Source organism: Roseateles sp. (genome assembly GCF_049240545.1).
Taxonomy (GTDB): Bacteria; Pseudomonadota; Gammaproteobacteria; order Burkholderiales; family Burkholderiaceae_C; genus Paucibacter_A.
The window spans coordinates 25,944-46,565 of record NZ_JBMLSK010000128.1 but is presented as its reverse complement, the minus strand read 5'-3'; the positions used below and the strand labels follow the sequence as shown (position 1 = coordinate 46,565).

At 62.6% G+C, this 20,622-nt stretch carries 18 protein-coding genes; 15 read left to right on the top strand and 3 right to left on the bottom strand.

What is annotated here, in order from left to right; genetic code table 11:
• The 7 genes from ACOVRJ_RS08575 to ACOVRJ_RS08545 form a co-directional block, all read left to right on the top strand.
• Positions 1-379 (top strand): DUF6537 domain-containing protein (locus ACOVRJ_RS08575; protein WP_422043456.1); only part of this gene is annotated, 379 nt, incomplete at its 5' end.
• A 209-nt stretch (positions 380-588) separates the two neighbouring features.
• Positions 589-4,494 (top strand): response regulator, encoded by a 3,906-nt coding sequence (locus tag ACOVRJ_RS08570; protein WP_422043455.1) that lies wholly within the window; start codon positions 589-591, stop codon positions 4,492-4,494.
• A 12-nt stretch (positions 4,495-4,506) separates the two neighbouring features.
• On the top strand, positions 4,507-5,670 hold the full coding sequence (locus tag ACOVRJ_RS08565; protein WP_422043454.1) for a response regulator: 1,164 nt from the start codon (positions 4,507-4,509) through the stop codon (positions 5,668-5,670).
• 167 nt (positions 5,671-5,837) lie between these two features.
• Complete coding sequence (locus tag ACOVRJ_RS08560) at positions 5,838-6,530, top strand: hypothetical protein (protein WP_422043453.1); 693 nt, start codon at positions 5,838-5,840, stop codon at positions 6,528-6,530.
• 131 nt (positions 6,531-6,661) lie between these two features.
• A complete protein-coding gene (locus ACOVRJ_RS08555; RefSeq protein WP_422043452.1) occupies positions 6,662-9,376 on the top strand; it encodes a M16 family metallopeptidase in 2,715 nt (904 codons plus the stop codon).
• A gap of 186 nt (positions 9,377-9,562) precedes the next feature.
• Entirely contained in the window at positions 9,563-10,429 is an 867-nt protein-coding gene (locus tag ACOVRJ_RS08550; RefSeq protein ID WP_422043451.1) for a double zinc ribbon domain-containing protein, read from the top strand.
• Positions 10,430-11,473: a TAXI family TRAP transporter solute-binding subunit gene (locus tag ACOVRJ_RS08545; RefSeq protein ID WP_422043450.1), complete on the top strand. Its 1,044-nt coding sequence runs from the start codon at positions 10,430-10,432 to the stop codon at positions 11,471-11,473. It abuts the gene before it with no gap.
• Between the two features lie 238 nt (positions 11,474-11,711).
• Here the strand turns inward: ACOVRJ_RS08545 and ACOVRJ_RS08540 are convergent, their stop codons facing one another.
• On the bottom strand, positions 11,712-12,359 hold the full coding sequence (locus tag ACOVRJ_RS08540) for an HD domain-containing protein (RefSeq protein ID WP_422043449.1): 648 nt from the start codon (positions 12,357-12,359) through the stop codon (positions 11,712-11,714).
• A gap of 169 nt (positions 12,360-12,528) precedes the next feature.
• Here ACOVRJ_RS08540 and ACOVRJ_RS08535 point away from each other — a divergent pair, with 169 nt between their 5' ends.
• The 6 genes from ACOVRJ_RS08535 to ACOVRJ_RS08510 all read left to right on the top strand — a co-directional run bounded on the left by ACOVRJ_RS08535 (position 12,529) and on the right by ACOVRJ_RS08510 (position 17,357).
• Entirely contained in the window at positions 12,529-13,101 is a 573-nt protein-coding gene (locus ACOVRJ_RS08535; protein ID WP_422043448.1) for a cytochrome b, read from the top strand.
• Positions 13,098-13,715 carry a YceI family protein gene (locus ACOVRJ_RS08530; protein WP_422043447.1) on the top strand — a complete coding sequence of 206 codons (618 nt, stop codon included), beginning with the start codon at positions 13,098-13,100 and terminating at the stop codon, positions 13,713-13,715. The genes ACOVRJ_RS08535 and ACOVRJ_RS08530 overlap by 4 nt, the downstream gene beginning before the upstream one ends.
• Positions 13,716-13,798: 83 nt before the next feature.
• Positions 13,799-14,377, top strand: a complete 579-nt coding sequence (locus ACOVRJ_RS08525) for a YceI family protein (RefSeq protein ID WP_422043446.1) — start codon at positions 13,799-13,801, stop codon at positions 14,375-14,377.
• 191 nt (positions 14,378-14,568) lie between these two features.
• The gene (locus tag ACOVRJ_RS08520) at positions 14,569-16,035 is read left to right on the top strand and encodes a sensor histidine kinase (RefSeq protein WP_422043445.1); all 1,467 of its coding nucleotides are present in this window, start codon (positions 14,569-14,571) and stop codon (positions 16,033-16,035) included.
• Entirely contained in the window at positions 16,032-16,478 is a 447-nt protein-coding gene (locus tag ACOVRJ_RS08515) for a hypothetical protein (RefSeq protein WP_422043444.1), read from the top strand. Before ACOVRJ_RS08520 ends, ACOVRJ_RS08515 begins: the two co-directional genes overlap by 4 nt.
• 18 nt (positions 16,479-16,496) lie before the next feature.
• Positions 16,497-17,357, top strand: a complete 861-nt coding sequence (locus tag ACOVRJ_RS08510; RefSeq protein WP_422043443.1) for a LytR/AlgR family response regulator transcription factor — start codon at positions 16,497-16,499, stop codon at positions 17,355-17,357.
• A gap of 48 nt (positions 17,358-17,405) precedes the next feature.
• On the opposite strand, the gene ACOVRJ_RS08505 is transcribed toward ACOVRJ_RS08510, so the two are convergent.
• Positions 17,406-18,899 (bottom strand): ATP-binding protein, encoded by a 1,494-nt coding sequence (locus tag ACOVRJ_RS08505; RefSeq protein ID WP_422043458.1) that lies wholly within the window; start codon positions 18,897-18,899, stop codon positions 17,406-17,408.
• Between the two features lie 5 nt (positions 18,900-18,904).
• Positions 18,905-19,453, bottom strand: coding sequence for a heme NO-binding domain-containing protein (locus ACOVRJ_RS08500; RefSeq protein WP_422043442.1), 549 nt, complete (start codon positions 19,451-19,453; stop codon positions 18,905-18,907).
• Between the two features lie 306 nt (positions 19,454-19,759).
• Here ACOVRJ_RS08500 and ACOVRJ_RS08495 point away from each other — a divergent pair, with 306 nt between their 5' ends.
• The gene (locus ACOVRJ_RS08495) at positions 19,760-20,137 is read left to right on the top strand and encodes a DUF2946 domain-containing protein (RefSeq protein ID WP_422043441.1); all 378 of its coding nucleotides are present in this window, start codon (positions 19,760-19,762) and stop codon (positions 20,135-20,137) included.
• A 254-nt stretch (positions 20,138-20,391) separates the two neighbouring features.
• Positions 20,392-20,610 carry a hypothetical protein gene (locus ACOVRJ_RS08490; protein ID WP_422043440.1) on the top strand — a complete coding sequence of 73 codons (219 nt, stop codon included), beginning with the start codon at positions 20,392-20,394 and terminating at the stop codon, positions 20,608-20,610.
• Positions 20,611-20,622: the final 12 nt, after the last annotated feature.

Below are 20,622 nucleotides of genomic sequence, written 5' to 3'. Positions count from 1 at the left end.
CAAGCTGGTGCACCACCTGGCCCCGCCGCTGCTGGCCAAGAAGAACGTCAAGGGCGAGCTGGTCAAGCAGCAAATGGGTGCCTGGATTCGCCCGGCCTTCCGTCTGCTGGCCGGCCTGAAGGGCTTGCGTGGCGGTAGCTTGGACATCTTCGGCTACACGGCAGAGCGAAAGATGGAACGCGCGCTGATTACCGAGTACCGCGCCAGCATCGAAGCCATCCTGGTCAAGGGCTTGAACGCCGAGCGCCTGAATCTGGCCGTGGACATCGCCCGCATCCCCGAAGAGATTCGCGGTTATGGCCATGTGAAGGAGCGCCATGTGCATGCCGCCCGCAGCAAGTGGGATGGTTTGATGGCGCAGTGGAAGGCGCTGGTTTGATACCGGCCAAACCCTGAGCCCAAGCCCGCAGCGCGCAAGCCCTGCGGGCTTTGTTTTTCTGCCATCAACTGCCTAGCAATGAGGCGCGTCAATCAGCGGTCTTGAAGCTATGAAATACTGCGCCGAAACGGCCCCTTCAAACCGCGATGCAAGCGTCAGAAACCCCAACGCCTTCCCCACATCTGCCTACGCTGCGACAGCGTTTGTCCATGCAGATTTTGGGCTTGCTCTTTGTTGCGGTTGCCGCCTTCGGCTTGTTGTTCTATTTCCTGCAGGCGCGGCCGCTGCTGATCAGCTTGGCAGCGACCGACGCGGAGCGTGCCGCCACCCAAGTTGAAACTCACATCAACGAAGCCACGGGCAGCCTCAGCAAGCTGGCCGCCATAGCTGGGGGCTGGGGCCGCAGCGGTTTGCTCGACATCGACAAACCCCTGGCCTTCAATCAGCTCCTGCGACAGCTGCTCTTGCAACACCCCTTGGTCGATACGGTTCACCTGGCAACACCCCAAGGCGAAGAGCTCAGCCTCCACCAAAAGGAAGGCAATCGCGGCTGGTTGAATCGGCAAGTGAGACCAGATCAACAGCCGCGAAGTCTTTGGCTGAGCCATAACTCAGAATTGACGCAGACACAAACTCGCAGCGATGACTCGGGCTACCAAGTGGAAGAACAGCCATGGTTCAAAGCAGCCATGGCAGCCCAAGACGAGCAGCAAGTGGTCTGGACCGCCCCCTATCTGAATGCCTTCAGCGGAGAGACCGTCGTGTCCGCCGCGATGCGTTGGAGCAAGCCGAACGGCCAGATTCAAATTTTGGCCTTTGACCTGTCCCTGCAAGATTTTTCGGATTTCACCAGCCAACTCAGCATCAGAGACTCCGGGCGTGCCGCCGTGCTCCTGCCCGACGGCCGGGTGATTGGCGTGCCCAAGCACCCGAGCACAGATTCGCCAGCGGCGGTGAAAAGCATGGTGCTCAAGCCGATTCATCAAACGCCTTTTCAAGTGCTTCAGGCCGCCCACAGAAATTGGCAGCAAGGCGGGCAGCAAGACATCGGACTGCTGCGCTTTGCCGTCGCCGCCGAGAACGATCGCGTTTGGTTTGCACGGGTCCAAAAAACCAGCCTGCACGGCAGTTTCGAGTACCTGGTCTTGACGGTGGCACCTGAGTCTGACTTTGTCAGCCTGGGCGGCGAGTTCCTGGCCCAGGCGCTGCTGATGCTGGCCGCGCTCAGCTTGGTGGGCTATGGCCTGGCCCGACGATTGGCCACCAAGCTCAGCCGCTCGATGGCGGCGCTGGCGAAAGAGTCGCAGCGTATCGGCCGCATGGACTTGAAGGAACCGGTGCGCATTGACGCGCGCTTCGCTGAAATGCAGCGCTTGGTCGAAGCACAGGAGACGATGCGCCAAAGGCTTTTGCAATCCACCACCGAACTGGCCGAGGCGAATCACTCCTTGGAGGCCAAGGTCGCGCAACGCACCGCGCAATTGGCGGCCAACGAAGCGCGCTTGCTGGCCATTTTGCAAGACAGCCCCATCGGCGTGGGCATCATCGGCAAAGACGGCCAGGTGCATTTCTGCAATCGGCAGCTGGCACGCTTGCTGGGCCTGGAAGCCGCTCAGGTCAAGCAGCACAGCTTCGCAGACTTCTGGTGTGAGCCGGGCGCCCGCGATGTCTTTTTGCAAACGCTCAGCAGCGGGCAAGATGTGTTGGACCAAGAGGTGCAGTTCCAAGGCCTGGATGGTCGCAAGGTCTGGGTGCTGCTGAATGCGCTCAATCTGGAGTTCCAAAATCAGCCCTGCCACATCTCCTGGTTCTATGACAGCACCGAGCGCCACGCCGCCATGCTGGCGCTGAAGCAGGCGCATGACTTGGCGGAAGAAGCCGTCAAGATGAAGGCCGACTTCCTGGCCAATATGAGCCACGAGATCCGCACGCCGATGAACGCCATCATCGGCATGTCGCATCTGGCCATGAAGACCGGGCTCAACCCGCGCCAGCACGACTACGTCAGCAAGATCCAGCAAGCGGGCCGCCATCTGCTGGGCATCATCAATGACATCCTGGACTTCTCCAAAATTGAAGCGGGCAAGCTGAGTCTGGAAGAGGTCGATTTCGAGCTCGACAAGGTGCTCGACAACCTCAGCAATCTGGTCGGTGAAAAGGCCCCCGGCAAAGGCCTGGAGCTGCTGTTTGATGTGGCCAAAGATGTACCGGCCATGTTGCGGGGCGACCCACTGCGGCTGGGCCAGGTGCTGGTGAACTTTGCCAACAACGCGATCAAGTTCACCGACGAAGGCGAGGTCAGCGTGATGGCGCGGCTGGAAGAAGACCTGGGCGATCGCCTGCGCCTGCGCTTCACCGTCAAAGACACCGGCATCGGCTTGAGCGAAGCGCAGCAGGCCCAGCTCTTCCAGGCTTTTCAACAGGCCGACAGCTCCACCACCCGCAAATATGGCGGCACCGGATTGGGTTTGGCCATTTGCAAGCAGATTGCCGAACTGATGGGCGGGCAAACCGGGGTGATCAGCCAACTCGGCAAAGGCAGCAGCTTTTGGTTCACCGCCGAATTCAAAAAGAGCAGCGCCTCGCCACCGAGCTACACCCCGCAGCCCGATTTGCGCAACCGGCGCGTTTTGGTGGTGGACGACAACGCCCATGCGCGCAGCGTGCTGCATGACTTGCTGGAGTCCATGACCTTCCGCGTGGCCCAGGCCGCCAGCGGCCCCGAGGCGCTGGAAGAAATCGACAAAGCGCGCCAGGCGGGCGATCGCTTCGAACTGGTCTTGCTCGACTGGCAGATGCCCGGCATGGACGGCATTGAAACCGCCCGCCGCATCCAGGCCGGCCCCGCTGAGGGCGCGCCGCGTCTGGTGATGGTGACCGCTTACGGGCGCGAAGAAGTGATCGCCCAGGCCCGAGAGACCGGCATCGAAGACGTGTTGATCAAGCCGGTCAGCGCCTCGCTCCTGTTCGACACTGCCATTCAGTTGCTCAGCGACCCGCAAGGCAAACCCGGTGGCGCCAGCGCGCCGGCGCCAAGTTCTTTGCTGGAGCAACTGGAGACTCGCCGTGGCGCCCGCATCCTGGTGGTTGAAGACAATGAGCTCAACCAGCAGGTCATTCGAGACCTGCTGACCGACGCAGGCTTGGTGGTGGAAGTGGCCGAACACGGCGCCGCCGCGCTGGACTATCTGGACACCCATGCGCCCTACGCCCTGGTGCTGATGGACATGCAAATGCCTGTTATGGACGGCCTCACCGCCACCCGCTTGCTGCGGGAGCGGCCGGCGCTGGCCTCGCTGCCGGTCTTGGCGATGACGGCCAATGCGATGGCGGCTGACCGCGAGCGCTGCTTGCAGGCGGGCATGAATGACCACCTGAGCAAGCCGATTGAACCCGAGGCCTTGTGGGCCGCCTTGCTGCAATGGATTGCGCCGCAGACCCAGGCGCAGCCGATGCAGAGCGCGGCTGCGGCCGCGCCAGCGCCTGCGCCCTCGTCTGCCCCAGCGCTGCCCGAGATCGCAGGCCTGGACATGGCCACCGGCCTGCGCCGGGTGCTCGGCAAGCCCGAGCGCTACCTGGCCTCGCTGCAGCGCTATGTGACGAACCAAGCCTCGGCCGCCTCGCAAATCCTGCAAGCATTGCAAGACGCCGACTGGGCCACGGCCGAACGCCTGGCCCACACCAGCAAAGGCCTGGCCGGCAATATCGGCGCCGATGCGGTGCAAGCCCAAGCCGCTGCGCTGGAGCATGCACTGGCGCAGCAAGCGCCCGAAAGCCAATGGCAGCCCTTGCTGGCAGACTTTGAAGCCGGCCTGGCGAGCTTGCTGGCGGCGCTGCGCCAAGGCTTGCCGGCCGAGCCCGAGGCGGCCCCGGCCGCACCGCCCGACGCAAGCGATGGGACTGTGGCCTTGCCAACACTGCGTCGCCTGGGCCAGTTGCTGGCCGAAGACGACGCGGAGGCCGGCAGCCTTTTTGCCGAGCACAAACCTGCCTTGCAGGCGGCCCTGGCTCAGCGCTTTCAGCCGCTGGAAGCCGCCATCCTCAGCTTTGACTTTGAAGTAGCCCTGTCGGTGCTGAAGGCGCATGCCGAGCAAGCCGGCCTGGCCCTGGATTGAACGGAGAACCCCATGGAACCCTTGCAAGCCGAAACCAAGGCGACCGTCTTGGTCGTGGACGACACCCCCGACAACCTCAGCCTGATGAGCGATCTGCTGAAGGACGAGTACCGGGTCAAGGTCACCAACAGCGGCGAGAAGGCGCTGAAGATCGCGGGCAGCGCTACCCCGCCCGACCTGATCCTGCTGGACATCATGATGCCGGGGCTGGACGGCTATCAGGTCTGCGCCCAGTTGAAGGCCGACGCGGGCACGCGCCACATCCCGGTGATCTTCTTGACGGCCAAGGACGAGATCGAAGACGAAAAGCGCGGCCTGGACCTGGGCGCGGTGGACTACATCACCAAGCCCATCAGCCCGCCCATCGTGCTGGCGCGGGTGAAGACCCAGCTGGCCTTGAAGGCCAGCGCCGATTTTTTGCGCGATCAAAACGCCTATCTGGAAAGCGAGGTACAGCGACGCACCCGCGAGGTGGCGGCGATTCAAGACGTCACCATCATGGCCATGGCTTCGCTGGCCGAAACCCGCGACAACGAAACCGGCAACCACATCCGCCGCACCCAGCACTACATCAAAGCCCTGGCCCTGCAGCTGCAAAAAGACTCGCCCTATGCGGCGCAGCTGGACGATCACACCATCGACATGCTGTTCAAGTCCGCACCGCTGCATGACATCGGCAAGGTCGGCATCCCCGATCGCATCCTGCTCAAGCCCGGTCGCTACGAGCCGCATGAGTTCGAAATCATGAAGTCCCACCCCCGACTGGGCCGCGATGCCATCATCCGCGCCGAACAGGAGCTGGGCATGAGCGTGCCCTTTTTGGCCCATGCCAAAGACATCGCCTACGCCCACCAGGAAAAATGGGATGGCAGCGGCTACCCCGAGGGCCTGAGCGGCGAGGCCATTCCCTTGTCGGCCCGGCTGATGGCGCTGGCCGACGTTTATGACGCCCTGATCAGCCGCCGCGTCTACAAGGCGCCAATGTCACACGACAAGGCGGTCGACATCATCCGCGAGGGACGGGACACTCATTTCGACCCCTTGTTGGTCGATGCCTTCCTGGCCATTGAAGCGCGCTTCATCGAGATTGCCGACCGCTATCGGGACAGCGATGCCGACATGGCCGAGAAGGAGCGGCAAATCGAGATTGCCAGCGGGGACATCGGCGCCGCTTGATGCGCTGAGGCTGCCGCGATCCAAATTGGATCGTGATGTCTCTTGTCAACACGAAAGACCGGCCGCAACGGCCATTGAACTTCAACAGCAGTAACAGCAGGATGCCTTCGATGAGAACGGCGACATTTTTTTGCGCGACTTTGGCTGCATCAATGGCACTTGCCTCGATGACGACACCCACTTGGGCGGATGTCCAAACCACCCCAGTGCAGTTCAAGAAAGGCGAAAGCGCCGCCACCATCAAGGGCAAGCTCAAGGGGGATCAGACCATCGACTACAGCCTGCGCGCCAAGGCCGGGCAAGTCATGACGGTGAGCTTCAAGCCCAGCAACGCCAGCGCCTATTTCAATGTGTTGCCACCCGGCTCGACGGGCGAGGCGATCTTCATCGGTTCCAGCCAAGGCAATGAGTGGACCGGCACGCTGCCGGCAGATGGCGAGTACAAGGTACGCACCTACCTGATGCGCAATGCGGCTCGCCGCAACGAAACGAGCAACTTCACCTTGACTGTTGGTATCGCCGGCCATGCCGCGAGCGTTGCAGGCTTGGGCACCGCACCAAGCAGCGATGCCAAGGTGAAAGGCACGGTGTATCACGCAACAGGCAAGCTGCCCTGCTCGGCGGGCCAGGAGCCCGCAGCAGCCAAGCAGTGCGAGTTCGGCGTGATCCGAGGTGCAGCCGGCAACGCTGAGGTGCATGTGACCTACCCTGGTGCCATGAAGCAGGTATTGAACTTCAGTGGCAACACCGTGACTGGCGACGGCAGAGTCAAGGCCAGCAAGACGGGCGATATATGGTCAGTCGAAATCAACGAGTATGAACACTACCAAATTCCTGAGGCGGTGATCTCCGGCGGATAGGCCGCAGCCGGGTTCGGGTGATCGCCAGGGCTGGCCACCTTGGCTTGGCAAACCACGGGCGGCCCTGCATTGAAGCTCCGCGCCCTGCTACGCTGACGCATCCGTCAAAACACTTCTCATTCGGAGACCCCATGATCCGGCATCATCTCCTCGCCACCGCCCTCGCCTTGAGTCTGCTCGCGGGCTCAAGCATGGCGCATTCGCTCAAGCCCATCACTTCGGTGGAAGGCATCACCGAGTACCGCTTGCCCAATGGTCTGCAGATCCTCTTGGCCCCCGACGATGCCAAGCCCAGCACCACGGTGAACGTGACCTACCGGGTCGGCTCCAAGCATGAGAACTACGGCGAAACCGGCATGGCCCATTTGCTGGAACACCTGATCTTCAAGGGAAGCCCCAAGACCCCCGACCCCTGGGCCGAGTTCTCGCGCCGGGGTTTGAACGCCAATGGCACGACCTGGTTTGATCGCACCAATTACTTCGCCGCCTTTGCGGCCAATGACGCGAACCTGAAGTGGTACTTGCAATGGCAGGCCGATGCCATGGTCAACAGCTTCATTGCACGCCGCCACCTCGACACCGAGATGACGGTGGTGCGCAATGAGATGGAGATGGGCGAGAACAATGCCGAGGGCGTGACCACCCAGCGCATCCTCGCCGCCATGTACCAGTGGCACAACTACGGCAAGGACACGATTGGCGCGCGCAGCGATGTCGAGAACGTCAACATCCAGCGCCTGCAGGCTTTCTATCGCGCCTATTACCAGCCCGACAACGCCACGCTGACGATCACGGGCAAGTTCAAGCCCGACCAAGTCTTGGACTGGGTCGAGCAGTCCTTTGGCAAGCTGCCCAAATCCAAGCAAAAGCCGGCGCCGCTCTACACCGTGGACCCGGTGCAAGACGGCGAACGCTTTCTGACGGTGCGGCGCGTGGGCGGCAATCCGCTGTCCATCGCCGCCTACCATGTGCCGCCCGGTGCGCACCCGGACTACGCCGCCATCGAGTTGCTGAACCTGATCTTGGCCGAAGCACCGAGCGGGCGCCTGCACAAGCGCTTGGTCGAAGAAGCAAAGCTGGCCGCCTCGGTACGCAACTTCGGCGTGGCCCTGGCCGAACCGGGCTTCAGCATGCTGATTGCCGAGAGCGCGCCCGGCGCCTCACAAGACGCGCTCAATCGCGAGCTGGTGGCGGTGATCGAGGGCTTTGTGCAGCGACCGGTCACGGCCCAAGAACTCAGCCGCGCCAAGACCCGCTGGCTGAACCGTTGGGAGCGCAGTTTCACCAGCCCCGAGGAAGTGGGCGTGACACTTTCGGAGTCGATTGCCCAAGGCGACTGGCGCTTGTTCTTTTTGCTGCGAGACCGCATCAAGGCCATCAGCCTGAATGATGTGCAACGCGTAGCCACCGAACGCTTCTTGCCCGCCAACCGCACCCAAGCGCAATACATCCCGACCGAAAAGCCGCAGCGCGCCCCGTCCCCGGCGATGGTGAACCTGGCCGAGCAAATGCAAAGCTTCAAGCCTCAGCCGGCCGCAGCGCCGGTGCCCGCTTTTGATGCCTCGCCCGCCGCCATCGACGCCAAGACCCGCCGCAGCCGACTGCCCAATGGCATGCAGCTGAGCTTGTTGCCCAAACCGAGCCGTGGCCAGGCGGTGCAAGGCGTCATCAGCCTGAGCCTGGGCGATGCACAAAGCCTGTTCGGCCAACAAAGCGTCGCCCAGATGACCGCCGCCTTGCTCAACAAGGGAACACAGTCGCTGGACCGCGAGCAGCTGCGCGACGCGCTGGATGCGGCCAAGGTCGAGCTGGCCATCAACAGCTCCGACAGCGGCGAGCGCCTCACCCTGACTTGGAGCACCCAGCGCGAGCAAGCGCCACAAGCGCTGGCCTTGATCAGCCAGATGCTGCGTCAGCCCCGCTTGGACGCTGCGGCCTTGGAAGAAGTGCGCAGCCAAAGCCTGGCCGCCGTGCAAGCGCAGCGTGACGACCCCGAGGGCGTGGCCGGCAAGGCCCTGGCCGCGGCGCTGGATCTGTATCCCGTCGGTGATGCGCGTCATGCCCGCAGCTTTGATGAAGAAGTCAAAGATCACAAAGCAGTGACCGTGGTGCAAGTGCAGGCCTTCCACAAGGCGCTGTATGCCGGCCAACAGGCTCAGCTCAGCATGGTGGGTGACTTTGACGCCGCTGCCATCGAAAGCGCCGCCCATCAGTTGTTCGGAGACTGGGCGGCGCCGACCCAGCCACAGCATCTGCCCCGCCAAGCCTCCCAGGCGCCCGGCCGCCTGCAGCTGATCGCCACGCCCGACAAGCAAAACGCAATGATGCTGGGCACTTTGCATCTGCCGCTGAACGACGAACATGCCGACCGCGCTGCCCTGGCCATGGCCAGCTATCTGGTGGGAGGCTCCAGCAGCTCGCGCCTGTGGTTGCGCATTCGCGAGAAGGAAGGTCTGTCATACGGTGTCGGCGCCGGCATCCGCTTCTCGGACCGTGATGCGGTGTCGCCGCTTTGGGTTTACGGCATCTTCGCGCCGCAAAACCGCGACAAGGTGGAGACCGCTTTGCGCGAGGAATTTGCTCGCGCCTTGAAAGAAGGCTTCAGCCCGCGTGAACTGCGCGAGGCCAAGCAGGCCCTGCTGAACGACCGCCGCCTGGCCCGCGCCCAGGACGATGCGCTCAGCGCCATGATGGTCAAGCAAACCGAGTTGGCACGCACGATGGCGCATGAGCAGCGCTTCGACCAAGCACTCGATGCCTTGAGCCTAGAGCAGGTGAACACCGCTTTGCGCAAGTACTTCCGCCTGGCTGATTTCCAGCTGATCTTCGCTGGCGATTTCAAGTGAAAGCAGCGGGGCGCGCGGGGGTTTCAAGAGGCGCTGTAAATAGCAGCGCCGGCCTAGCCCCTAATCTCAAGGTTTTGGCTGATGCAAACTGCCCCATTGCCGGTCTACACTCGCAGCGCCCCTGTGCGGTGTCGAACCGGCAGGCCCCATTGACCTTGACGGTAGCGCATCGGATTCACACCCTTCATGTCCCCCGCCAACGCACCCCGGCCCTGCCCTTACTGCGATCACGTCAGCCCGCCTGACTCGAAGTTCTGCAATGAATGCGGGGCGGCCTTGCATCTGCAACCCTGCCCGCATTGCGGCGCGGTCAATGACATCACCAAGAGCAACGTCTGTGGACGCTGCCAAGGCGATCTGCATGGCTCACCCGACACCCAACCCGCCTCCGAACCGCCCATCTTGAAAGACGAGTTGGCGCTGCCGACGGCTTCAGGCTCACCCCTTGTCCCGGCCGCCTCCACGCCATCGTTCAATCCCAGCCCCTATGAGCTTGGCGCAGAGCGGCGCTCGCCGGTGCTGACCGTCGGATTGCTGACCCTGGCCGTCGGCGCAGCGGCCTACTTCGGCTATCAGGCCTGGCAATCGCCTGCCGCGAACCCAGCTTCAAGCTCGGCAGCGCCGGCACCGGACACGCAAGCGCCCGCACCCTCTCCCGCAAGTGCGCCTCCCCCTCCGATGGCACTGCCAACGCAAGCGCCATCGGCCGGACCGCCCGCTGCGGATATCGCGCCCGATACAAAGCCACTGACGCCGCCAGCGGACAACACCGAAGCGACCGGCAACGCGGCCGATGCAGCAAGCAACTCCGGGCCAGTTGCAAACCCAGCAGCGCCCTTGAGCAAAGTCAGCCCGAGGCCGCAAGCCAAGCTCGCACCGGCCGCTCAAGCCTCCGGCGAGAGCAGCGCGCCCGCGTCCCCGCCGGTCAGCAGCCGCCAACGCAGCGAGGCCCAGCAGGGCCTGGACTTGAAACCGCCTCAAATCAGCAACTGCACCGAGGCCACGGCCGCACTCGGCCTTTGCGTCCAAGACACCAAGCCCAGGAGCCCTTAGATGATCGTCTTCTCACGCCCCTCACTGTTGCGCACCTTGATCTTGTCCGGCTTGACGCTGGTCGGCGGCTTGGCCCAGGCTGCGGCGGAGTACAAGATCGTCACCGCCTCGGAGAAAGGCACCTACTTCGCCATCGGCAAAGATCTGGCCAAGTACGTCGCCCCGGATGCAGACATTCAGCTGGAAGTCCTGCCCACTTCAGGCTCGGCCGCCAATGTGAAGCTGATGCGGTATGAGCCCGGCGTCAAGCTGGCCGTGGTGCAGGCCGATGTGTATCAGGCCTTCCTGGACCGCGCCGCCGCCGGCAACGCCGAGGCCGCCCAGATCATCAAGCCGCTGCGCGTGGTGCTGCCGCTCTACAACACCGAAATCCACTACATCGTGCGCTCCGATTCGGAGATGAACTATCTGCACGACATTCGCGGCGCCAAGATCAATGGCGGTCTGGTCGGCAGCGGCGCCGCCCTGATCACCCATACGCTTTACAAGATGATGTTCGGCGGGGCCATGCCCGAGGAACAGGCCAGCTTTCTGTCCAATGAAGAAGCCCTGGTCAAGCTGATCGGCGACAAGTCGGTCGATGTGGTGGTGGTGGCCGCCGGCCAACCCGCGCCGCTGATCGCCAATATGAAGCCCGAAGCTCAAAAGTTCATCAAGCTGCTGAAGTTCGATCCCAAGCATGCCTCCGCACAAGCGGCCTTGAATGTCTATGCTCCCGCTACCGTGCAGGCAGCGAGTTATCCGAATCTGCTGACCGAGGACTTCAGCACCATTTCGGTAGGGGCTTTTTTGGTGACCTACGACTACAACCTGAAGGACACTCTGTACCGCTTCTCACAGTTGGGCAAATCGCTGTGCCAGAACTTCTCGCGCCTGCAAGCGGAAGGCCACCCGAAGTGGAAGGAAGTGGACCTCTCCATGCCCAAGTTGCCGCCGGGCTGGAGCTACTACGCCCCCACCTACCGGGAGCTGCGCAACTGCAGCGTCAAAAAGCAAAAGAAATGCTCGGCAGAGGAGCGCATCCTGGGCTTGTGCGGCGCTTGAACCCCGAGCCCTCGCCCGAACACCTCACGGCGATCCAGACCGATCGCCCCAGCAAGTGAGGCCGCCAGAAAAAACTAAGCCGACAAGCGCCACTCTGATGAGTTTTGCTTGCCGGCGTAGCTCCTCTCCCCTTTGACCAACGCGCTGAGGTCCAGGCAACGCGTCAATCAGGTAACAAGTATCCTGATCGGATAGCGTCTTGACCATCCCTCTTTATGGGGAGGGGCTTGGCCGCCACTCAGACCAGCGCAATACGGGCCGGCTGGCGGTTCTCGCGCAGCACGTCGTCCAAGAGATTCAAGTAATACGCCAAGGGCGGTGTGCGCTTGCCCGGGTGCTTGGCCAGATCATCCCAGCGGCGCAATTGCAGCGCCCGGCTGGCTTGCGGCTCGGCAAGGAAGAGCAAACGCTCCTCGGCCGTCATGCGGCCGCCTTGCAGCACCAATGAGTGCCGCGAAGCCAGCGACAAGCCTTCGGCATAAGCCTCATCGGTCGACACGAGATACCGTTTGGCCTGCACATGCAGGCGAATCGGCTCCAGCACCGCAGGACCAAAGCCCCCCGCGGCAAGCACGCCCAGCGCGCGCTCCTCATGATGGTCATCGTTGAGCGCGTCATCGGGGGCTCCGTCGAGCAGTTGCCCGAGGTCGTGCAGCAAAGCCGCCGCCACGAGGGCATTGTCCGCATGCGCCCACTCGGCCAGCTGCGCGCACTGCAAGGCATGCTCCAGGGCACTGACGTTCTCGCGCCTGGCCAGGCTTTGCCCGATGTAGATGGACGCGCCCCGTCGCTCGAACAAGGCTTCGACTTTGCACACCACATCCATTGCAGCTTCCCCGGTTTCACTCACCCCCGCATCTTGCCGCTCGCGCAGTGACCGCAGCATGACAGGCCAGTGATGCAAGCGTGAACGTGAAGAAGACCCCCAGGCAGCATTCAAATTCAATGAACAGAGGCAACAAGAGGGCTGAACCGTCGCCCGCCGATGCAAGGGCACACTGAGCGCAATTCTTGAGGCGCGCGTCGCGCCCTCTTCTGTTGAGTGAAGCCCTCCGATGCCAAGCAGCCGTCCCGTCACCGCCACCCTTGCACGCTACAGCGGCATCGCCATCGCCCTGCACTGGCTGATGGCCCTGGCCATCATTGGCGCCCTCGGCGTAGGCATCTACATGACCGAGCTGCCCTTCTCGCCTACACGGCTGAAGCTGTACAACTGGCACAAATGGGCCGGCGTGACGATCTTGCTGCTGGCCGCGCTGCGGCTGCTGTGGCGGCTGAGCCATCGCCCGCCAGCGGACTTGCCGATGCCGGTCTGGCAGTCACGATTGGCTCATCTGACCCACGGGCTGATGTACCTCTTGTTCTTCGCGCTGCCGCTGGCCGGTTGGGCTTACAGCTCGGCCGCAGGATTCCCTATCGTCTGGTTCGGCGTTCTGCCGCTGCCCGACTGGGTGCCTGTCGACAAAGCGCTGGCCGAAAACTTCAAGCTGGTTCACAAGCTCTTGGCCTATGGCTTGGCAGCGCTGGTGCTGATGCATATCGGCGCCGCCTTGAAGCACCACTGGATCGACCGCGACGACTTGCTGTCTCGCATCTTGCCTCTGTCCAAGAAAGGAAAGACCCGATGATCACCCCCGCACTGAGGCACGCCCTGCTGGGCCTGGCCTGCAGCGCCAGCCTGATGCTGGCCACGCCCGCCATGGCGCAAGCCAAGCCCAATGGCAACAGCCTTTCAGCCAGCAGCGCCCAACTGCTGAGCGCCCAAAGCGAGCTGAGCTTCACCAGCCGTCAAATGGGGGTTCCCGTCGACGGACGCTTCAAGCGCTTCGACGCCAAACTCAATTTCGACCCCAAAAAACCTGAAGCAGCACAAGTCGCCTTTGCCATTGATCTGAACAGCGTCGCGCTGGGCGCCCCGGAACTGGAAGCCGAGTTGGCCAAGGCCGCATGGTTTGACAGCAAGAAACTGGCTCAAGCCAGCTTCATCAGCAGCGCCGTCAAGGCCACGGGCCCGGCCAGGTTTGAAGTCGGCGGCAAGCTGACGATCAAGGGCCAGACCCGTGACATCAGCGTCCCCATCAGCCTCAGCCAAGCCGGCGGCATCACCACCGCGACGGGCGCTTTCGTGCTCAAACGTCTTGAGTTCAAGATCGGCGATGGCGAATGGGCCGACACGTCCATGGTGGCCAACGAGGTTCAGGTCAAGTTCAAGTTGGCCTTCCAAGGCGTGGCGCCGCTTTGATGAGCCCACGCCACATCACCGCTTCGGCCTAGATTTTTGTTCTATCTATCACCCTTGTTTTCTCAACCCAGCGTAGACCCCTCATGAAAAACATCCTGACCCTGGCCGCTCTGGCGGCCCTGAGCACCACCGCAAGCCTGGCACACGCGCAAGCGGCCACTTATGCCGTCGACCCGACCCACACCTTCGTGACCTACGAGATCAGCCACTTCGGCACCTCGACCAACCGAGGACGTTTCGACAAGAAAGAAGGCTCGGTGAAGTTCGACCGCGCCGCCAAGACCGGCCGCGTCGAAATCAGCTTCCCGCTCGCTTCGGTGAGCACCGGCGTGGCAGCGATGGACAAGCACTTGCAAGGCGAAGACTTCTTCTTGACCGAGAAATTCCCAACGGCCACTTTCATCGGTGACAAATTCGTCTTCAACGGCGACAAGGTCAGCGAAGTCCAGGGCCAGTTGACGCTGCGCGGCAAGACCAACCCGGTCAGCTTGAAGGCCACGCAGTTCAATTGCTACGACAACCCGATCTTCAAGCGCGAAGTCTGCGGCGGCGACTTTGAGGCCACCATCGACCGCACCCAGTGGGGCATCGACTACGGCCTGGCCTGGGGCTTTCCCAAGAACGTCAAGCTGATCATCCAGGTCGAAGCCATCAAGCAATAAGCCGCAGCCACCTCGGCCAAGGCCCGTCCCACCCGCCTGCGCAACAGGCCGGTGGGTTTTCACTTTCTGGGGGCACGGACTGTCGCGCTTCTCTGCATTTCGCCCCTCGGACTTGACGCTGTATCGCCTGCGCATCACCAGGCCCCGCCTGCTTGCGTACAGTGCGGGGCATGGAACAAGGTCCCTCTTCTGTGAACGCTGCCCCCCGAGCCAAGCCCGGCATCACGCCGTATCAACGGTGGGTGAACTTCAGTGCAGCCGTCATGCGCGCTTTTCATGTTTATGGTGGCTGGTTGGTCAGCATCAGCTGGAAACGCTTCATCATTTACGCCATTGCCCTGCTGATTGGCGTCAACATCGTGCAGGACCTGCCGCCCTTCACATGGCACATCAGTTCCACCATCACGCAGGACGAAATTGCCGAGCCTGCCGCTGAGCCCGAGGCGCCTGCAACACCCCAACCTCCGGCAGAAGCGCGTCGCGCCGCCAAACCGCCGCTCAAGTCTGAACAGCCGATTCATTACGAAATCACCATCGACGAAAGCGGCGTGAAGGTGAAGCCGCGCAAGGCCAAATCCAGCGCCCCCGGCGACGCGGCCTCGGCCGCTGAAGGCGAGGCCAGCGGGGGCGAAGAAGTCGCGTCCGATCTGCCCTCGATCGAGATCAAGCTCCCCAAGGAGGCCAATTCGGCCGAAGTCAGAAAAGCCATCGAAGAGGCGCGCAGCGGCATCGAGCAAGCCGTGCAAGCCGCCACCGAGGCCACCCGAGCCGCCGCGCAAGAAGCAGCACAAGAGGCCGCCGCCGAAGCCCGCCGCGCCGCCCGCGCCCCACGTGAGATCCGGGAGTCGCTGCGCCAGCCCATCCGCCGAACCACCCACGTGCATCTGGGCGACTTCCTGGTCAAGCTGGCGGTCTTGTGGATTTTGGGCTCGGCCCTGATCAAGGTGACCTACAAAGGCCGGCTGCAGGCCGAGGTGAAGGCCGCCCAGGCGACCGAAACCGCCGAAGCCGAATCACTCAAGCGCCAGGTGGTGGAGGCCCGCATGGCCGCCATGCAGGCCCAGGTGGAGCCGCACTTCCTCTTCAACACCCTGGCCTCGATCGACCACTTGATCGAAACCGACCCGCCGCGCGCCTCGCAGATGCAGAAGAACCTGATCTCGCTGCTGCGCGCCTCCATGCCCACCATGCGCGAGGCGAATGCCAGCGGCGTGCGCGACCTGGGCCGCGAGCTGGCGGTCATCAAGCCCTATCTTGAAATCCTCAAGATGCGCATGGAAGAGCGTTTGCAGACCGAGATCGATGTGCCCGAAGGCCTGCTGTCGGCCGAGTTCCCGCCCATGATGATCCAAAGCCTGGTGGAAAACGCCATCAAGCATGGCCTGGAACCCAAGGCCGAAGGCGGCAGCCTGCGCGTCAAGGCCGAGGTGACCCACGGCAAGCTGGCCGTCACCGTGGCCGACACCGGGCTGGGCTTTGGCCGCGCCGCGACCAGCGGCACCGGCGTGGGCCTGGCCAATATCCGCGAACGACTGATGTTGCTCTACGGCCCCAAGGCCAGCGTCACCGTCAGCGAAAACCTTCCCTGCGGCACCAAGGTGTGCATCACCGTGCCTTACCGCAGCCGCAGCAACGATGAAACAGGAGCTCAAGCATGAAGAACGCTTTCAAATGGCTGTTGATCGCCGGCGCCGTGATGGCCATGCTGGCCCTGTGGAGCGGCTTCGCCTTGTGGCACGGGGTCCAAGAGTTTTTGATGGAGCCCGGCGTCAGCTTCAGCATCAACGGCGAAAGCATCGATATCGAAGGCCTGCGTGAGTGGGGCGCGGCGCCTTGGTACGAGGTGCTGTTCGGCATGCTGGTGGCGGGTCTGGTGGTCTGCTTGGTTCTGCCCTTGGTGCTGGTGTTCAGCATTGGCCTGCCCATCCTGCTGACCGTGCTGATCTTGGGTGGCCTGGCCGTGGGCCTCTTGAGCCTGGGCGGCCTCTTGTTCTCGCCCTTGATCGTGGTGGCGCTGCTGCTGTGGCTGGTGTTCCGAAACAAACGCCGCGCCAGCCCAGGCGCAACCCAGGGCTCGCCCTCAAACGCATCCCGCACTTAAGCCGCTAGCATTCACGCCATGAGCGAAACACACCCATTGCCCTCGAAGGTCCGCGCCGTTCTGGCCGATGACGAACGTTTGATGCGCGAGCAATTGCGCAGCCGCCTGACCGAGGTCTGGCCCGATCTGGAGATCGTGGCCGAGGCCAAGAACGGGCTGGAAGCCGTGGAGCTGGTGCGTCAGCACCGGCCCGATCTGGTGTTTCTGGACATCCGCATGCCCGGCCTGACCGGCGTGGACGCGGCCCGCCAGATCGCCCAACTGCCCGAAGACGACGACTGGCTGGCGCCCGAGATCGTCTTCATCACCGCCTATGACCAGTATGCGGTGGAGGCTTTCGAGCAGGGCGTGGCCGACTATGTGCTCAAACCGGCGGAGCGCGAGCGCCTGCAGGTCACGGTGCAGCGCATCAAGAAGCGGCTGGCGCAGCGCTTGGAAGGCGATGGCAGCGGAGATAGCGCCGACGCCTCGGACTCATCAAGCCCGCCGGGCGCACCACTGCAACAGCTGCTGCACAAGCTCTCGGCCCAGTTGAACCCGGGTGCAGCGCCCAAGTATCTGCAATGGATTCAAGCCACCGTGGGCCAGGCCATTCAGATGATTCCGGTAGAAGACGTCTTGTTCTTCATCAGCGACGAGAAGTACACCCGCGTGCAGACCGCCCGCGTCGAAGCGCTGATCCGCAAGCCCATTAAGGAGTTGGTGGACGAGTTGGATCCGGCGCTGTTCTGGCAGATTCACCGCTCCACGCTGGTGAACGCCCGCGCCATCGATGGCATCACCCGCGACTTCCGCGGCCGTCAGATGGTGGGCGTGAAGGGCCTGAGCGAAAAGCTCGAAGTCAGCCGCAGCTACACGCATCTATTCAAGGGCATGTAGGCCGAGGCGCGCACGTCAGAAGGCCAGCTCAGGCTGGCTTGGGCAGATTCAGGCGAAGGGAAACCAAAGCCTGGCGCAAGTGCCTCGACCCAGTTCACTGCTGAGCGTGATCGTTCCCTGGTGGAGCTTCATGATCTGCTGCACCAGGGACATGCCCAGGCCCGAGCCCGGGATATTGCAAGACGGATCGGCCCGATAAAAGCGCTCGAACACGCGCGCCAGCTGCTCTTCCGTCATGCCCAGGCCGTGATCCTCGACCTCGACGTACAGCCCATCCCGATTGCCCTTGCGCTCCACCCCACAGCGCACATGGACCGGGCCGCCATCGGGTGAATACTTGAGGGCATTGCTGATGACATTACCCACGGCCTGCTTGGCCTTGACACGGTCTGCGGTGATGGGCGGCAGGCCCACCGGCGCGGTCCAGTCCAGACGGGCTTGTTGACCGGCGTCACAGTAGGCCGCCAAGGCTTCAGACAAGAGCTCCTCCGGGCTGACTTCGCTCAGGTGGATGTCCTCGCCTTGCCGCGCCTCGATGCGCGCCAGATCCAGCACCTCGTCGATCAGGCTGACCATCCACGCCGCGTGCTTGTGAATGGTGTCCGCGATCGCTCGCACCTTTTCGGGCGGCATATCGCGGCTGATCAAAATCTCACTGAAGCCATAGATGCTGGTCATTGGCGTCCGCAGTTCATGGGCTGCGGTGCTCATGAACTCGCTCTTCATGCGGTCAAGCTGGGTTTCGCGGGTGCGATCGCGGATGAACAAGACGCGCTCGCCAACGTCGCCGCAGCGGTAGACCAAGGACAAATGGCGACCATCCCGGGTTCGCAAGATGAAAGGGTCACGCTTCTCATTCGAGACATCCGCCAGCTGTTCCAGCTGCAATTGCTGACCCGCCTCCGCCTGCGCAATATCTTGCAAACGGGTTTCCACATCCTGCACCTTGCAGGGGATGGGCAGGCCTTGATCCCAGCCCAGCAGTTCCTGAAACAAGGGATTCGAGTGCTTCAGATCCCCGGCTTGCGAGAAATAGGCGATCCCATGCATTGACAGCTCGTTCATCAACTGCAATTGCCGGTTGCGCTGACGCAGTCGGTCGGTCAAGCGCTGCGCATCATCTCGGGAGGTCTGCGCCGACTGCTGCAACATCAGCAGATCGCCGGTGGCATCGTGCAAGGCCAGATCGGCCATATGCAGGCCATGCTGGCGCAAGTCATCGAACGACCTCACCACCGGGGTGAGCAAAAGCAAGGCCAGGTCCGGCTCTTGACGGCAGATCTGACCGCGCAAAGTGAGACCGTCGGCTGCGATGCCATGTAGAACAAGCGCCTCGCCCTCATGCGCCGACCAGTCGGTGGTGCTCAGCAAGGTCTTGGGCCGACTTGGCCTCAGATGATCACTCAAAGCCGCGCCCACCGAGAGGGCTGGAAAAGCCCTCTGCAGGGCGGGCCCACAGGCCCGCACAATCCCCGCCCCATCCAGCAGGAGATAGAAAGGGAAGGCCCCTTCAAAGGCCGCCCCTTGCAGGCTTGGCCCCACGGTGTTCAAGATTTGATCCGGATGTGAAAACAATCCTGTGGCGTCTGCGCATCTCGCCAGCGTGTTTGCGTGATGTCGATTTGCTGATTGAAGCGCTTGGCCAAACCGGTGATGAGGCCTTCCACCATCGGCGCCAGGCCTTCTCGGTCCGATTGATAGACCAACTCGAACTCGCGATCGCTGAGTTCGTTGACCTTGAAGTCGGGCGGGCGGATGTGCGGCATGGTGACTTCGATGCGCGCGTGCATATGGTTCATATGACGCAGAAAACTGAGCAGATCGTTGCCGCACATGGCCAACATCTCGCCGTAGCCTTCTTCGGCGGTATAGAGAATCCAATACTCGCCAAAGGCCTTCAAGACCTCGTTGGCGGGAAGACCTAACTCCTGACTGACCGCACCGACCAGCAGGTAGGTGACCGCGTCGTCATAGGTCTGCATGGCGATGAAGCCCTGGTCCTCCCAGCCCGCTCGTTGACAGACCCGTTCCCACCCGTCTTCGCCCTTGAGAGAGACCACCAGCTGCTCGATGGCGCGATTGACCAGACCGTACATAAGTGCTCCTCATCTGCCGTTGAAGGGACTCTTTGTCTGAACTCCAACTCAGTTTAAGGGCAAGGCACTGCAGAGCGCACGAATCCTCAGCGCTTGCGTGAAATCAGCCGCGCAAACCAGGGCCCGGTCAGGATCCAACGATCGCCAACAGCTCCACCTCAAACGCCAGCGGCCTGCTGAACGGGAAATAGAGTCGTACTCTGGACTTCCAGGATCGGCCAAACTTACACCCCGGGCGCCAGAAGCCGACCCACTCGTGATGTCAGGCTGGGAAAAACTCAACAGTCTGACCATAGAATGCGCGCCATGCCAAGAAGCCGCCGAGCTCCCCATTTACTTGCCTGGATAGCGTCCTTCGCCATCTTGCTGAGTGCGCTCGGGCCAGCGATTTCGCATGCGGTGCTCAGCCAATCTGGCGCCACTTGGATGGAGATCTGCAGTGTGACCGGCACGAAGCTGGTAGCGCTTGAGGTCGATAACGGTCCGTCCGATCTACCCAACCCCCACCTGCTCAAGCACTGCCCTTACTGCTCTTTGCACAGCACACAGCTTGGGCTGCCACCCGCGCCACCAGCGATTCCCGCCTTGCTGGATCTGCAGTTTGAAACGCCCAAGCTGTTCTTGTTCGCGCCGCGAACGCTGTTCGCCTGGGCCAGCGCACAAGCACGAGCCCCTCCCTACTGAGCCAAGAGGCATGGAACTCGTCACTGCTCGACGCTGATCCGCCCTTGGTCGAACGAATGCGCGCTTTCCCCATGTACTTAGGTACGTTCGGTCTCAGCGCTTCGTTCACCTCGCCTGACTCGCGCTCGCTAGCGAGTTCTGCGCCTCGATGCATTCAAGACCGCTGCTAGAGGCGTTTACGCGCACTCAGCCGCCTTGTTTGTACTTGCCCCTTGTCGCGCCAAAACCGACATCGGGCTCAGTGGCACGCGATCATGACTCCATCCTTTCGTCCAGTGCGCAAGCCGCCTGCCGACCAAACCACAAACTTGCCGCCGGCAGAGCTGGACATCAGCGCACTGTATTTCAGCGAGCTCGATACCGTCTTGCGCGCCATGGTTGGGCCCGCCACGCTGATGGCGGCGACTTTCGCGGCACTGCTGCCGCTGGCTAGCGTCACCAGCCCCCTCTGCGCCCGTTGCATCGGGCTTTAGCCGCTGCATCCA

Excerpts from the sequence above, each read along its gene's own strand:
- ACOVRJ_RS08550 (WP_422043451.1), top strand. The coding sequence starts at position 9,563 with ATGTCCCCCGCCAACGCACCCCGGCCCTGCCCTTACTGCGATCACGTC.
- ACOVRJ_RS08565 (WP_422043454.1), top strand. The coding sequence starts at position 4,507 with ATGGAACCCTTGCAAGCCGAAACCAAGGCGACCGTCTTGGTCGTGGAC.
- ACOVRJ_RS08490 (WP_422043440.1), top strand. The coding sequence starts at position 20,392 with ATGACTCCATCCTTTCGTCCAGTGCGCAAGCCGCCTGCCGACCAAACC.
- ACOVRJ_RS08535 (WP_422043448.1), top strand. The coding sequence starts at position 12,529 with ATGCCAAGCAGCCGTCCCGTCACCGCCACCCTTGCACGCTACAGCGGC.
- ACOVRJ_RS08555 (WP_422043452.1), top strand. The coding sequence starts at position 6,662 with ATGATCCGGCATCATCTCCTCGCCACCGCCCTCGCCTTGAGTCTGCTC.
- ACOVRJ_RS08545 (WP_422043450.1), top strand. The coding sequence starts at position 10,430 with ATGATCGTCTTCTCACGCCCCTCACTGTTGCGCACCTTGATCTTGTCC.
- ACOVRJ_RS08560 (WP_422043453.1), top strand. The coding sequence starts at position 5,838 with ATGACGACACCCACTTGGGCGGATGTCCAAACCACCCCAGTGCAGTTC.
- ACOVRJ_RS08510 (WP_422043443.1), top strand. The coding sequence starts at position 16,497 with ATGAGCGAAACACACCCATTGCCCTCGAAGGTCCGCGCCGTTCTGGCC.
- ACOVRJ_RS08525 (WP_422043446.1), top strand. The coding sequence starts at position 13,799 with ATGAAAAACATCCTGACCCTGGCCGCTCTGGCGGCCCTGAGCACCACC.
- ACOVRJ_RS08500 (WP_422043442.1), bottom strand. The coding sequence starts at position 19,453 with ATGTACGGTCTGGTCAATCGCGCCATCGAGCAGCTGGTGGTCTCTCTC.
- ACOVRJ_RS08570 (WP_422043455.1), top strand. The coding sequence starts at position 589 with ATGCAGATTTTGGGCTTGCTCTTTGTTGCGGTTGCCGCCTTCGGCTTG.
- ACOVRJ_RS08530 (WP_422043447.1), top strand. The coding sequence starts at position 13,098 with ATGATCACCCCCGCACTGAGGCACGCCCTGCTGGGCCTGGCCTGCAGC.
- ACOVRJ_RS08495 (WP_422043441.1), top strand. The coding sequence starts at position 19,760 with ATGCCAAGAAGCCGCCGAGCTCCCCATTTACTTGCCTGGATAGCGTCC.
- ACOVRJ_RS08540 (WP_422043449.1), bottom strand. The coding sequence starts at position 12,359 with ATGCTGCGGTCACTGCGCGAGCGGCAAGATGCGGGGGTGAGTGAAACC.
- ACOVRJ_RS08515 (WP_422043444.1), top strand. The coding sequence starts at position 16,032 with ATGAAGAACGCTTTCAAATGGCTGTTGATCGCCGGCGCCGTGATGGCC.